The organism is Neobacillus sp. PS3-12 (assembly GCF_030915385.1).
Taxonomy (GTDB): Bacteria; Bacillota; Bacilli; order Bacillales; family Cytobacillaceae; genus JAEVLT01.
Genome location: NZ_CP133268.1, coordinates 4468313 through 4483442, shown reverse-complemented (window position 1 = coordinate 4483442; position 15130 = coordinate 4468313). Strand labels below are relative to the sequence as shown.

Sequence of the window (15130 nt, the reverse complement as noted above, 5' to 3'; positions counted from 1 at the left end):
ATCTCTACTAATATGTATTCGATTTTAATTGAAGCTTTCCTTCCACATAACGAGAAATTCCGATTATTTTTTTCTCCAAATCAAGAGTATCCGTCATATCAAACCATTGTACATCCATTTTGTTTCGAAACCAAGTAAGTTGCCTTTTTGCATAATGGCGAGAATTTTTTTTCAGGTTTTCAATGGCTTCCTCTAAGCTGATATGACCATCGAGGTAATCATACATTTCCTTATAGCCAATTGCCTGAATGGATTGACAATCACGCAACCCTTGATCGTAAATCTCTTGTACTTCCTTCATTAACCCTTGTTCAACCATGAGATCCACACGGAGATTAATCCGTTCATATAGTTTTTCGCGATCCATTGTTAAGCCAACAAGTGCTGTTTCGTATAGTGGCTCTGGCTGCTGAACCTCTTGTGTTTGGCTCATGGTTTTACCAGTCCGATAATAAATTTCTAAGGCCCTGATGACCCTTCTGACATTATTCGGATGGATTTGAGCTGCACTTTTTGGATCAATTTGAGTTAATTCATGGTGAAGCGCTTCATATCCAATTTCCTTCGCTCTTTCCTCCAGCTGTGTCCTTAATATTTCGTCCGCAGGAGCTTCTGAAAATTGATAATCATATATCACAGACTGAATATACAGTCCGGTGCCTCCGACGATCATGGGAAGCTTTCCACGCTGGGATATCTCCGCTATTTTGGCACGGACAAGCTCTTGAAATTCAGCAACTGAAAAGCTTTCATCGGGATCCTTAATATCAATCAAATAGTGAGGAATCCCTTCCATTTCTTGCTCGGTTATTTTGGCGGTTCCAATGTCCATTCCCCGATAAATCTGCATCGAATCCCCGCTAATAATTTCACCATTTAATCGTTTTGCCAGTTCGATACTTAGCTTGGTTTTTCCTACTGCAGTCGGTCCAAGTATAACCAAAACCTTTTGTTTAGAATCCAATTTTTTCACACTGCCTTTTCTTTTTGGGCTCTGCCCTATCGTAACATACAACCAAGCAGTAGAACATCAAATAAGTATAATCAAAAAAAATACATTCTATGCACTTAAACGACATTTTTTAAGTAAAGGTTACAAAATTGACGTTTCCTTTACATTCCCGCTTAACCCCCAATTATCGTTCGTCTTCTACTAAACTTATACTGTATGAAACTATAGAAAAAGGTGAAAAGCATGTTATCTACATCAGAGATTGGAATAGACTTAGGAACTGCAAATATTCTTGTATATAGCAAAACAAAAGGAATCGCATTAAATGAACCGTCCGTTGTGGCGATTGATACTGTAACAAAAAACGTCTTAGCCGTCGGACATGAAGCAAAAGAAATGATTGGAAAAACTCCAGGTAAAATTGTGGCGATTCGTCCATTAAAAGACGGTGTTATTGCTGATTTTAGTGTGACAACGGAAATGTTAAAACATGTTATGAACAAGGCTGCTAAAATAGTAGGGTTTTCGCTTCGCAAGCCAAGTGTCGTTGTTTGTGCACCATCCGGCTCCACAAGTGTGGAACGAAGAGCGATCCAAGACGCAGTTCGAAATGCAGGGGCCAAAAAAGTAACCATAATTGAAGAGCCTGTTGCTGCTGCAATTGGTGCAGGGCTGCCAGTTGATGAACCAGTGGCAAATGTGGTTGTGGACATTGGCGGCGGTACGACGGAAGTGGCCATTATTTCCTTTGGCGGAATTGTTGCTTGTCATTCGATTCGTGTTGGCGGGGACAAGCTCGATGAAGAAATCATTCAACATGTCCGTAAAGAATATAATGTGTTAATCGGAGAACGTACAGCGGAAAATATCAAAATGGAAATTGGGAATGCTGTTGAAAATCATGAAGAGGTTATGATGGATATTCGCGGCCGTGACCTCGTTACTGGCCTTCCAAAAACGATTAGTCTATCTTCCCGTGAAGTGAATAAAGCGATGAAAGAGTGTCTTGCCCAAGTTCTTGAAGCGATTCGGGCTACTCTTGAAGATTGTCCTGCCGAATTAAGTGGAGACATCGTGGACCGCGGCGTTATTTTAACTGGCGGCGGCTCCTTACTCAACGGGATGGAGGAATGGTTGAGTTCAGAAATTATTGTTCCTGTGCATCTAGCTCCAAGTCCCTTGGAAGCAGTTGCTATCGGTACGGGCCAAGCACTCCAATTTATCCATAAGATTCCTGCTGCGATAAAATAAGTTTTTTCGAGCTGCAATTTTGCAGCTCTTTGGCTGCTATAAGTTTGTGATCTCATCTTCGGACACAAGAAGGCAAAATTACCGCTGTTGTGTCCGATGCTAGGGCATCTTTGGACAGAGGAAAGTAAAATTGTCTCAGTCATGTCCGAAGTCAAGGCATCTTCGGACTCAGAGAAGCAAAATTACCGTCGTTGTGTCCGAAGCCTATGGTCATGGTTTATCGACATTTTGAAAAAAGGTCTGACAAAACAGTCAGACCTTTTTTCATGCGCTAGCAGCAGTTTCCCGTGTCCCCTATCAATGAAATCCCTTTTCCATTTCCACTTCGATCAAGAATCAGGTCTTGTGTGTTTGGTTTAATCCTAGGGTCAATCGCTACATTTATATCATTGATATTGACGATAATATCGTCTGCTTGCGGCTCATCCAGAGCCAGTCCAATTCTTGGCTGTCCTCAGCCAAAGCCATCAAAAAAGATACGAATGCTGTCGGCATTATTCTCTTTGAACATGGACTTAATTTCTTCACGAGCTTCGTCCGTGATTTTCATGGTTATCCCCTCCAGTTCGTTTTATCACATTATTATTTTAATCAAATTGGCTGATCCAATCCATTTCCCCCCCCTGTTTCGGCAAACCGTTTAATACGCTCCCCAATTTCAGCTCGTACAACTTGGCCCGCAAATACGAAAAAAATGACCATCAAATTGATATGCACAATTGATGGTCATTTTTTATTCTCTTCTATACATTTGTTTGCAAGATTACATTACCCGCTTGAACATTTTCTCCATATCATAGGTGGAATAATGAATGATAATCGGCCTTCCATGTGGACATGTAAATGGATCGGATGCCTTTCGCAAATCGTTGAGCAAGGTTTGGATTTCGTCGTTGCGTAAATGGCGATTGGCCTTGATCGAGCCTTTGCAGCTCATCATGATTGCTGCTTCTTCACGCAACTTTTTAATATCAACCTTCTTCATCGACAACAGCTGTTCAATCATTTCCTCAATCGTTTCCTTTTCTTCCCCTTTTGGAAGCCATTGCGGATGAGCGCGAACGATAAAGCTGTTATGGCCAAATTCCTCTAAAAAGACACCCACTTTTTCAAGCTCGTCCTTATATTCGATGATTTTCAAATATTCGTCGGTTGAATACTCCAATGTTAATGGCATTAATAATTCTTGAAGCTCACTTTCAACCCGCCCAACCTTTTCACGAAAATACTCATATTTTAACCGTTCCTGTGCAGCATGCTGGTCAATAATATACAAACCTTTTTCATTCTGCGCAAAAATATAGGTTCCGTGCATTTGCCCGATGGGATAGAGTGGCGGTACCCTGCTTTCCGTCTGGGCGGCTGCACTTTTATCTACATCCTCTGACACTGATTCTTGTTCAAAGTCCTCAAAAACCCACGGTTCCGAAGTGGTTTCGGCCTTTGTTTCCAATGGTGGCTGCCACTCCTGAATGTTTTTCGGAAAGCTTGGCGGCTCCCAGTCCTGTCTGCTTTCTGGAAAAATCGGTGCCTCCCAGTCCTGATTGCTTTCTGGAAAAACTGGAGCCTCCCATACCGCATCTTTTTTCGGAATCACTGGAATTGGTGGTACAAAGGATGATGGGTCATTATCCAAAATAAGTTCCGTTTGTTCCGATTTAGGCTGTTCCTTTTTCACTGGTGTAAATCCAGTAGGAATGAGTTGCTTGGTTTTAAAAGCATTTTTTATCGCAGCTGCTACCAGCTGATCTAGTTCGGCTTCTTTACTGATCCGTACTTCCATTTTGGATGGATGAACATTGACATCTACGAGAATCGGGTCCATCACAATTCTCAGCAATACAAGCGGAAATCGACCAATCGGGAGCAAGGTATGATAGCCTTCCTGTATAGCCCGAACTAGCTGGTAATTTTTAATAAATCTGCCGTTAATCATAGTAGAAATATAGTTCCTTGATGCCCGGGTTACTTCGGGCATCGAAGCATATCCGCTTATTTTGTAATCAAGCGACTCGGCAGAAATCGGAACCAGTTGCTTGGCAGTGGCTAATCCATAAATCGACGCCAGCACCTGACGGACATCGCCATTTCCATTTGTTTGCAGTAGCTTCCGCTCATTATGAATTAAGCGAAACGCCACCTCAGGATGGGAAAGTGCCAATCGGTTAACAACATCTGTGATATTTCCAAGCTCCGTATGGATCGTTTTCATATATTTTAACCGTGCAGGCGTGTTGAAAAATAAATCAGTAACGGTAATATCGGTCCCTCTTCTGCTTGAAGCTTTTTCAAATTCAACGACTTTCCCGCCCTCGATGAGGACTCTGTTCCCCGCCCCTTCACCTGTCGAGGTTTTCATTTCCAAGCGCGAAACCGAGGCAATACTCGGCAAAGCTTCACCGCGGAAACCCAATGTCCGAATTCGGAACAAATCGGTCTCATCCTTAATCTTGCTTGTCGCATGCCGCTGAAAAGCCCTTAAGACGTCCTCTTCCTCAATACCGGCTCCGTTATCGGTGATGCGGATTTTTGAAAGCCCCGCTTCTTCTACCTCAATTTCAATGACGGTACTGCCAGCATCAATCGCATTTTCGACCAGTTCTTTTACAACCGATGCAGGACGCTCGACCACTTCACCTGCTGCGATTTTGTTGGACAATGCATCATCAAGCTGGATGATTTTTCCCATCGTTTACACCCCCTAGCTTTTTAACTTTTTTTGCAGCTCGTACAATGTGTTCATCGCCTGTAGTGGTGTCATATCTAAAATATTTAGAGCTTTAATGTTTTCGAGAACCTTCTTCTCTTTTGGTGAACCTTCATGTTTCTTCGTTTCTTTTGGTTCTTCTCCAAAGAAAGATAACTGTGCTGTTTCTTCTATTAGACTTTCCTTTTTAGGTACCGCCTGAGACTTTGGCTGTTCCTCAATGATATTTTCCTCATTAGGAACTGGCTCAGCTTTAGGCTGTTCCTCAAGTAAATTTTCCACCCTAGGGACTAGCTCAGTCTTAGGTTGTTCCTCAAGCTCTTTTAAAATTTCCGCCGCCCTGTTAATGAGCTCTTTTGGAAGCTCAGCTAATTGAGCAACATGGATACCATAACTTTTATCGGCAGGTCCTTCCTTAATTTTATGAAGGAACACCACCCTTCCGTTGTGCTCAACTGCACTGACATGGACATTCTTCAATTTAGACAGTTCCTGATCCAGCACCGTTAATTCGTGATAGTGCGTTGAAAAAAGAGTCTTTGCCCCAATTCGATTATGAATATATTCAATAATTGCTTGCGCCAAGGCCATACCATCATAAGTAGACGTTCCACGGCCGATTTCATCAAATAAAATTAAACTATTTTGCGTTGCCAAAGTAATCGCATTTTTCGCTTCCAGCATTTCAACCATAAACGTACTCTGACCAGAAATGAGATCATCCGCCGCACCAATGCGCGTAAAGACCTGGTCAAAAATCGGCAGTACGGCTTCAGCAGCCGGAACATAACAGCCGATTTGCGCTAAGATGGCGGTTAAGGCAATTTGGCGCATATAAGTACTTTTCCCTGACATATTTGGGCCAGTAATTAACAAGACTTCCCGATCATTGTCCATCATACAATCATTTGGAACATATTCCTGTGAATTCAGCACTTTTTCCACAACCGGGTGTCTGCCGTCCTTCACTACTACCCGACGCTCTTCGGAAAATTGCGGTTTTACATAATGACGGTCCTCACTCACTTGGGCAAAACATTGCAGGACATCAAGGGCACTGACCAATTTTGCCAATGCTTGCAGTCTAGGAATATATTCTTTTACGGTCTCGCGAATTATTGCAAATAATTCATATTCCAGCTCACCGATTTTTTCTTCCGCCTCTAAGATTAAGGATTCTTTTTCTTTCAGCTCTGGCGTGATAAAGCGCTCGGCATTTGCTAAAGTTTGCTTCCGCTCATAGCGGCCTTCCTCTAATAAATGCAGGTTAGCACGGGTAACTTCGATGTAATACCCAAAAACACGGTTAAAGCCGATTTTAAGCGATTTAACTCCGGTCTTCTCTTTTTCTTCCCGTTCAAGCTGGGCAATCCATGTCTTTCCGTTACGGCTGGCATCACGGTATTGATCAAGCTGATCATTGTAGCCATCACGAATGATATTTCCTTCTTTTAAAGAAAGCGGCGGGTTGTCGACAATCGCCTGCTCCAGTAAATCCGTCACTTCTTCGCAGGGGTCAAGCTCTTGCGCCGTTTCAACTGCTGCCTCGTCCCCTAGCCCAATCATCAGCTCTTTTAACAACGGAATTTGCTGCAAAGATCTTTTTAATTGCACTAAATCGCGGGCATTGACATTCCCAAAAGCAACCCTTCCAGCCAGCCGTTCCAAATCGTAAACTTCTTTTAATTTTTTGCGAAGGTCCTGGCGTTCAAAATAATGCTCAAGCAAAATTCTGACCATATTTTGACGGCGTTCAATCGCTTCACACTCAATTAACGGACGGTCGATCCATTGCTTCAGCATCCTTCCGCCCATCGCAGTCATCGTTTCATCTAAAAGCCATAGTAATGAGCCTTTTTTACCTTTTGAGCGAATCGTTTCGGTTAATTCAAGATTTCGCTTCGAATAGTAATCAATTTTCATATATTGATGGATTTGATAGGTCGAAACAGTCTGGAGATGATCAAGACTCCGTTTCTGGGTCCGATACAAATAGTTAAACAATCTTGCTGCTGTTTGCTGTAATTTATTTTGGGTTAACTCTTGAAGCAAATGGGAAAAATTTTCACCAACGGTGTCGTTGTCTTCAAATGAAATGGCAAGCACACCACGCTCGCGCATCTTTTTTTGCAGCTCGCCATCAAAGTCGGCGGCTACCACTACTTCCTTTGCCCCCAAAACGGCTAATTCATTTAAAACCTCTTCAAATTGATTCGATAATAAAGTGACACGGCTCTCTCCCGTAGAAAGATCGCTGTAGGCAACACCATAGGTTTGGTCAGCAAACTTCGTTACAGAGGCGATATAGTTATTTTCTTTTTCAGACAAACCTCTGCCTTCCATGACGGTTCCGGGAGTGATTAATTGAACGACTTCCCGTTTCACCATTCCCTTTGTCAGCTTCGGATCTTCCACTTGTTCACAGATGGCCACTTTATAGCCTTTTTCGATTAATTGTTCAATATATCCTTGTACTGCATGATATGGGACACCACACATTGGAATTCGTTCGTCACCGCCGCCATCGCGGCTTGTTAATGTTATTTCAAGTTCTTGGGACGCTTTTAGCGCATCCTCGAAAAACATTTCATAAAAATCTCCAAGTCGAAAAAATAAAAAGGCATCCTGATATTCTGCCTTTACCGTTAAATATTGTTGTATCATCGGCGTATATCCAGCCATAGTTTCCTCCAACATTACATTCTTCATTTCGTGTATCTTCGACAAACATTATATCATAGATTTCGGCTTCTTTTTTAAGAAGAAAAAACAACCAGCTGTCTGTCTTTCTTAAAAATCAAACCTGAAAAACTTTAAATCAATGAAGTTTACAAATTAATAAATTTTTCAAAAATTGTTGACATCTTCTCAAAGATTAATATAATGAGTTTATAGTGATGTTAGGAAACCTAACGCAACGACGGGAGGAAAAATTACATGTCAGTTTTAAATGAAACGAAATTACAAGAAATTAAAGAGATTATTGAAACTAAAAATGTTGAACTTCTTCATATGCAGTTCGTTGATCTTGAAGGTACTTTAAAAAATGTAACCATTACAGCTGAGCAACTTGAAGATGCTGTAGAAGGAAAAATCATGTTTGACGGTTCTTCGATAACTGGTTTCTCACCAATTAACAAATCTGACCTTTACCTACAACCAGACCTAAATACATTTGCTGTACTTCCTTGGTCCGTTGAAGATGGTTATTCTGAAGCTCGTTTCCTTTGCAGTGTTAAGAATCCAGATGGAACTCTTTTCGAAGGAGATACTCGTAACGTTTTAAAAAACACAGTTGCAAAAGCCGCTGAACAAGGCTACACCATTTCAGTCGGCCCAGAATTAGAATTTTTCTTATTCCAAACAGATGAAGATGGACGTCCATTATTAAAAACTCATGATGTTGCTGGTTACTTCGAGCCATCTCCACATGACCTTGGCGAGAAAGTTCGTTTACAAATTTACCGTGCCTTAAAAGCAATGGGCTTCACAATCGAAGCATCTCACCACGAAGTTGCTGAAGGACAGCACGAAATCAACTTCAAATACGCTGATGCTTTAACTGCTGCTGACAATTCAACTACTTATAAATGGGTTGTAAAAACCATTGCAAAACAATTTGGTTTACATGCTTCTTTCATGCCAAAACCAGTATTTGGTATCAACGGATCAGGAATGCACGTAAACATGTCATTCTTCAAAGATGGCCAAAATGCTTTCTTTGATGAAACTGCTCCACTTCAATTATCTGAAACAGCTACTCAATTCATTGCTGGATTGTTAGAGAATGTGAAGAACTTTGCTGCTGTAACAAATCCATTAGTAAACTCTTACAAGCGTTTAGTTCCTGGTTATGAGGCTCCTTGCTATGTAGCTTGGTCTGCATCTAACCGTTCTGCTCTAATCCGTATCCCAGCAAAACGCGGATTGGCTACTCGTGTAGAACTTCGTTGTCCAGATCCATCTGCAAACCCATACTTAACTTTTGCAGTGATTGCAGCTGCTGGTCTTGATGGTGTGAACAGAGGATTAACTCCAGTTGCTTCTGTAAACGAGGACATCTTCCACATGTCTAACGAAGAGCGTGCAGAGCGCGGAATCGATAACCTTCCTGGAAGCCTTGAATTAGCGGTTGAAGCTTTAGAAGAAGGAACTATCGGCCGTGAAGTTCTTGGTGAGCACGTATTCGGTGAGTATGTTGCCTTGAAGAAAGCTGAGTGGGATAGCTACCGTACTTCTATTTCTTCTTGGGAAGTGGAAAACTACCAAGCAAAATTCTAATATAAATCAAAAAGTTGTCCCGAATTTTCGGGGCAACTTTTTAAAACCTTCATTATAAAAATATTTTATTGACCTTTTGCTTTTAAATATATATAATAATAAGCGTTCCTCAAAATGAATTAATTTAATATGTCCCAGTAGCTCAGCACGATCGAATACGCTTCGAAGCTTTGCTACAGCACACATGCCGAATTGCTTCTTGAATATGCTTACTGAGGCATGGGTGGGAGTTTAACCGATTATTTTATTTAGGGAAAAATTTTATATGTCCCAGTAGCTCAGCAGGATAGAGCAACAGTTTCCTAAACTGTAGGTCGGAGGTTCGAATCCTCTCTGGGACGCTCTTAAACCTTGAGAAATCAAGGTTTTTTATTTTGTTTAAAAACAGTCATTTAGTGTTTGCCGAAAATGAAAATGCCTCTTTAATGGAGGAATCCAATTCGGATCTCAATCTTCCATAATCAAAAACATTTTAAACCTTGTATACCGATTCCAAAAGAATGTACCACTCTGCCATGCTTTTTACCAGAGATTGCTACTTTATTTACCGCCAGTTTCCAAATTTGTTACCTATGGGGGTAAAGCTAATAAATTATGGATTTTATAACTTTTGGGATTTCAAATAAAGAAAAAGCCTAATTCCTTCTTATTTTTAGCGAAGAATTAAGCTTATGATCTTCAATAATAGCGCCCGATTGCTGAAGAAGGCTTACCTATTTTTTAAATCCCATTCTTCTTTCAAAATTCCATATACAACGTGGTCCACATAATGGTCATATAGCCATTCTGCTTGCCTAATACATCCTTCATCTACAAAATTCAATCTTTTTGGGATACTCCTACTTTTTTTATTGCCAACAGCAGCTCTAATCTCAACTTTATTAAGGTTCAACTCATTAAAAGCATAATCGGTTAATGTTTTAGCCACCTCGGTCATTATTCCTTTTCCTTGGAATTCATCACCGAGCCAATAACCAATATACGCCGTTTTATTTGACCAATTAATGTTATTGTAGCTTGCAACTCCAACAATTTCTCCATTAAATATAATAACTGTATTTAAGCTTTTATTTTCAGCAAAACCTTTTAAACATCCTTTGATAAACTCTATGGTATCTTCAAGTCTTGTTGTAATATCCAACCAAGGTAGCCATTTTCTTAAATAGTCTCTTGATTTATTTGTTAATTCAAAAACCCTTTCGCTATCTCTTAATTCTATTAATTTTAACGATAATTCATCGTTTATTTTATGTATAAACATTCTAACCCCTCCGATCGGTTCATTTTGTATTTTAACACACTTATTCTTAATGAAATTATGATATTTCTTCATCCACTAAGGTGCCTTAGTTCAAGTGAGAATCCTTTTAATCTTGTTGTATGCCATAACAATTTTCTTCTTCAAATATGTTTGCAACAATCTGGCCTAAAATTGCAAAATAGGCGCCATTCCTCAAGAATGGCGCCCTTTAGTGTAAGTACATTTTTTCACAAACCTACTTCAAATAAGAAAAAGGATGTTTTACCAGCCTTACCTTATAAAATCTTCATTGTAGTGCAATGATTCTTAATTATGTTCCTTGTATTTGAGTTTTTAATGGATGCACCCCCATTGCTTAACTGAAAATATTGGGGTTCCCTTACCATTGAACAGTTCAAGTAAAATGACTGTTAGTATATAAAAATAGGGATCACCACAGCAATCCCTTTCGTGAAGAAGAAACATTAATTCACCATCAAAATTCATTTAGAATTTTTTATATAATTTGTTTTACAATTTTTATCTTTCTACTTCATCGGTAGGATAAAGCCTGCTCACCTAATGCATTCCATGACTGCATAAATGTTTGTAGATTTACCTTATTCCCTTTTTTTACTGTTAAAGGATCATTGAGATAAACGTACCCAGGCTCAAAACCTGTGAGTACAACAGCATGCAAATCCCTGGTAGCCTTAATTTGTTCACTCCCATGGTTCCATGAGTCCCATCTCTTGGGGGCAGTGTAATCTCCTGTTGTCCAAACAACCACAGGCTTTCCCCTTTTAATTTGAGACAGTACATCATCAAAGGATTTTCCCGTTAAATTAACTGTACGCCCCGGAAGATAGCGTTCCATCAGCTCTTGAAGCGGTTGAACGTAAACGGCATAGCCCTGAGTTTTTCCTGTCATATCACCAACAAACCCATCTTTAGGATTTCCCCAATGTATGACATCTCCTCCTTTTCCAATGATCAGCCGATCATTATCTTTTTATATTATTAGCCAGTTCTATTTTATTAACTTTTATCCCAGCATGTTGCAAAACCATCGCTAGGCTCGTCACTTCGCAGCCATACTTCAGCTCAGGGTTTTGCGATATTAGTGGCACGTCTAATATGGCTTTTCCTTTTGCAGGAGGAACTGCAGGCTGGGGAGATTCCGAAGTTTCTTTTTGGAACTTTTGGTTTATATTTTTTTGTATTTCTTCATGTTTGTGGGCAGCACTAGAATCTATTTCTTCAGTAGGGGATTGTTCGGCGAGCAGCCCACAAGAATAGACGATATAACAAACAATGTTAGAGCCCGTTTAATATCATTCACCTTCCTCTTTTATTACACTAATCCTAATATTCCTTTTTCGTATGCAAAGGAGAATTTCTTCTTCCTTCCCACACAAATTGCTTAAATTGTATTCATTTAAAAATAAAAACAAGTATAGCCAAAAATTAAAGCAATGAAGATTATTTCGAAAAAGAAAAACGCGATCCAACAAATCGCCTAATGATCGGTAATCGGGTTAGCTCGTGTTTGGAGATTCCGTTTTGCCATATCATCATCCAAAGAAATACAAGCGATCCGATCAAAGTACCACCAAAGATTATTGCCAGATTCGCAATTCTTGGCCAAGGGAGAAAAGAACTTATAGGAACCCAGGTCCAAATCCAAACCCCCCCTCCCATGATAAGGGACGCGAACAAAGCCTTTCCGTATATCCTTTTAAACCCGAAAGGAATTAAGGTTACTTTATGTATGGTATAGATTCCAAGCACTGCTGACAGAACATACCCTAGTACGCTCGCGCCTGCAGCCCCCATAATTCCAAAACGAGGAACGAGAATTAAATTAAGTATCAGTTTTAGCCCCAGCCCTGCAAACATGTAACCAACAGGTTTGTACATATGACCGATCGACTGCAGTATATAACCGGAAATTACTTCAAAAGAAGCAAAAATCGACATAAACGATACCATAGCAATTGTATTAGCCCCATTCAAGTCTTGAAACAGTGCAATATCTATGGGACCTGCTAACAAGTATATTCCGATAGCTGCAGGAAAGGAAAAAAAACTGGTCAATCGAAACGAATCAACAATACGTTCATCTCTCCTCTTGATATTATTAGATGCAATTGCTTCAGAAATGGAAGGCATGATTGAAGTACCGACAGCAACTGCAATGGAAAGAGGCAATGCAATTAGCCTTAGTGCCCGTGCAGTAAATATTCCGTATTCAGACGTAGCAATATCTTTACTCCAATGAAATCCATACATTAATAAGTTTATAATCGTAAAACTGTCCACAATTTGGGAGAGAGGCAGAACAAGTGAAGTAAGTGTTATTGGAATTGATACTTTAAGAATTTCATAAAATACTTGTTGATTTGTTTTAGCTGAGTGCGACCAAAATTTTTTCCTGTCTCTCCGATGAATTTGTTTTACTTGGCGATTGATAAAGAGAAGGCTTACAAGCGCACCAAGGACCGCGCCAAATGTTGCAACCGCCGCTGTCACCTCTGATGAAACTCTCAATTTCACACTAAAAAACACACCCAATAAAATGGTAGCTACTCTTACCAGTTGCTCAATGATTTGAGCATTGCCTGAGACATCCATGAGTTGATGTCCCTGTACATACCCACGCATAGCAGCTAAAAGTGGCACAATTAGCAGTGCAAAGGAAAGAGCACGAATTGCATTTGAGCTACCCGAATCACCCATTAAAACAGCTAACCAACCAGCAGAGAAATACATAATAGCAAAGAAAACAACCCCTGTTACTGTCAAATAACGGGCTCCCACACGATACATTTGATCCACTCCTGAGGAATCACCCAAAGTAATTCGTTCTGATATCAGTTTAGACATTGCTAGTGGGATTCCGGCTGTAGAAACCATTATCATCACTAAATAAATGGAGTAAGCTATTTGATATAAACCCATTACATAATCTTTGGCCATGTTCTGCAGCGGCACGATATAGAGAATACCAAGTATTTTTGAAATAATTCCTGCTGTTGCTAGAGAGAATGCCCCTGAAATTAAGTCTTTTTTTGATGATGACATTACAGTACCTGCCCACCTCCATAATTACCAATGGTCAAATAGAATCTGGGAAATTTTTTAAAAAGCGAGCCAGCATGATTAAAATAAAATTCTTTTATTTTTTATACATTCAAATGCGATTTCGCGGTCATCAAATGGAATAAATTGATTGTTCTTGATAATTTGGTTCGTTTCATGACCTTTACCAGTAATAATAATGCAGTCATTTTGCCTAGCCATTTCGATTGCATGATAAATAGCCTCTCGACGATCGGTGATGACATTGTACCGTCCAGAATGTAAATTTTTAGAGATCAGTTCACTGCTCATTTCCATTAAAATATCTTCAGGTTCTTCCGATCGTGTATTATCCGATGTTAGGATTGCATAGTCCGAATAATCGACTGCAATATTAGCCATTACCGGGCGCTTTTTCCGATCACGATCCCCTTCACATCCCACAATGCACAAGAGTTTTCCTTTCGTAATCTGTTTAGCAGTTCTTAATACATTTTGTAAACCATCCGGATTGTGGGCGTAATCGACGATTACAGTAAAATCTTGACCGGCTTCTACACGCTCAAAGCGGCCTCTTACTCCTTCGAATGTCTCCAAGCTTGATTTAATTCGTTCAAGTGGGACATCTTCCACAAGACAAGCAGTGAGAGCTGCAAGGGAGTTATACACATTGAATTTTCCGGTTAACTGTAACTTTAAAGGAATACTTCCATTAAATGTATCTACAACAAAAGAAGTTCCCTTCGAAGTGATCTCAATATCTCTTGCTTGAACATCAGCTTTGTTATGAATTCCATAGGTAATGATTTGCGCACTAGTTTTTCTTGCAATATAATTAGATACTTCATCGTCTAAGTTAATAATAGCCGCCTTAGGTAGATTATCATATGTATTTCCCAGCTGTGAAAAAAGTAATGACTTTGTTTCACGATACTTCTCCATTGTATCGTGATAGTCCAAATGATCATGTGTTAGATTGGTGAAAATTGAACTTTTAAAATTACAACCTCGGACCCTTCCCATATCCAATGCGTGGGAGGAGACTTCTAAAACAGCATACTCTCCGCCGTGATCAAGAATCTTTTTAAAAAAGCGTTGGAGTTCGATTGCCTCAGGTGTCGTATTAAATGTTTTTTCTGTATATTCTCCGATTCGCATTTGAATGGTACCAATCAAACCTGTTTTTTTGTTATTTTCGTTAAGAATTTTTTCAATTAAATACGTAGTTGTGGTTTTGCCATTCGTTCCAGTTACCCCAATGAGGTTTAGCTTACTAGTAGGGTGTCCGTAAAATTCGGCAGATAATATTGCCATTGCCAGTCGTGTATCTGAGACTCGGATTTTTGTAATATGTGACGGAAGATCAATGTCTTTTTCTATTAACACAGCAACTGCACCATTTACCACTGCATCATTTGCAAAACGATGACCATCAACAGTAATGCCCGGTAAACAAATAAAAAGATCACCTGGTTTTACTTTCCGGGAATCAACTTCTATACCTTGAATTTCAAGATTGGAATTTCCCACTACATTTTTAATCAAAAGCTTATCCACCAATTTACCAATCTGCACGGTAACACCTACCTTAGTGCTTCATAATAAAATAGTATTCCCT

At 39.8% G+C, this 15130-nt stretch carries 10 protein-coding genes and 1 tRNA gene; 3 read left to right on the top strand and 8 right to left on the bottom strand.

Features of this window, described 5'->3' with window-relative positions:
- Positions 1–7: 7 nt before the first annotated feature.
- Positions 8–964 (bottom strand): tRNA (adenosine(37)-N6)-dimethylallyltransferase MiaA, encoded by a 957-nt coding sequence (gene miaA / locus RCG17_RS22625; RefSeq protein WP_374120865.1) that lies wholly within the window; start codon positions 962–964, stop codon positions 8–10.
- A gap of 231 nt (positions 965–1195) precedes the next feature.
- Between miaA and mreBH the strand changes: the two genes are divergently transcribed.
- Entirely contained in the window at positions 1196–2203 is a 1008-nt protein-coding gene (mreBH, locus tag RCG17_RS22620; RefSeq protein ID WP_308172293.1) for a rod-share determining protein MreBH, read from the top strand.
- A 763-nt stretch (positions 2204–2966) separates the two neighbouring features.
- Here the strand turns inward: mreBH and mutL are convergent.
- Positions 2967–4892 (bottom strand): DNA mismatch repair endonuclease MutL, encoded by a 1926-nt coding sequence (gene mutL, locus RCG17_RS22615; RefSeq protein WP_308172292.1) that lies wholly within the window; start codon positions 4890–4892, stop codon positions 2967–2969.
- Between the two features lie 12 nt (positions 4893–4904).
- Entirely contained in the window at positions 4905–7592 is a 2688-nt protein-coding gene (gene mutS, locus RCG17_RS22610) for a DNA mismatch repair protein MutS (protein ID WP_308172291.1), read from the bottom strand.
- Between the two features lie 255 nt (positions 7593–7847).
- On the opposite strand from mutS, the gene RCG17_RS22605 reads away from it, so the two are divergent.
- Together RCG17_RS22605 and RCG17_RS22600 are read left to right on the top strand one after the other, a co-directional pair.
- Positions 7848–9191, top strand: a complete 1344-nt coding sequence (locus RCG17_RS22605) for a glutamine synthetase family protein (RefSeq protein ID WP_308172290.1) — start codon at positions 7848–7850, stop codon at positions 9189–9191.
- A gap of 267 nt (positions 9192–9458) precedes the next feature.
- Positions 9459–9532, top strand: a tRNA-Arg gene (locus RCG17_RS22600).
- A gap of 368 nt (positions 9533–9900) precedes the next feature.
- Here the strand turns inward: RCG17_RS22600 and RCG17_RS22595 are convergent.
- The 5 genes from RCG17_RS22595 to RCG17_RS22575 form a co-directional block, all read right to left on the bottom strand.
- Positions 9901–10452: a GNAT family N-acetyltransferase gene (locus tag RCG17_RS22595; protein ID WP_308172289.1), complete on the bottom strand. Its 552-nt coding sequence runs from the start codon at positions 10450–10452 to the stop codon at positions 9901–9903.
- Positions 10453–10984: 532 nt separating this feature from the next.
- Complete coding sequence (locus RCG17_RS22590; RefSeq protein ID WP_374120864.1) at positions 10985–11362, bottom strand: C39 family peptidase; 378 nt, start codon at positions 11360–11362, stop codon at positions 10985–10987.
- Positions 11363–11435: 73 nt separating this feature from the next.
- A complete protein-coding gene (locus RCG17_RS22585) occupies positions 11436–11516 on the bottom strand; it encodes a hypothetical protein (RefSeq protein WP_308175922.1) in 81 nt (26 codons plus the stop codon).
- Positions 11517–11913: 397 nt separating this feature from the next.
- The gene (locus tag RCG17_RS22580) at positions 11914–13515 is read right to left on the bottom strand and encodes a putative polysaccharide biosynthesis protein (protein WP_308172288.1); all 1602 of its coding nucleotides are present in this window, start codon (positions 13513–13515) and stop codon (positions 11914–11916) included.
- A gap of 78 nt (positions 13516–13593) precedes the next feature.
- A complete protein-coding gene (locus tag RCG17_RS22575; RefSeq protein WP_374120863.1) occupies positions 13594–15087 on the bottom strand; it encodes a UDP-N-acetylmuramoyl-L-alanyl-D-glutamate--2,6-diaminopimelate ligase in 1494 nt (497 codons plus the stop codon).
- Between the last annotated feature and the right edge of the window lie 43 nt (positions 15088–15130).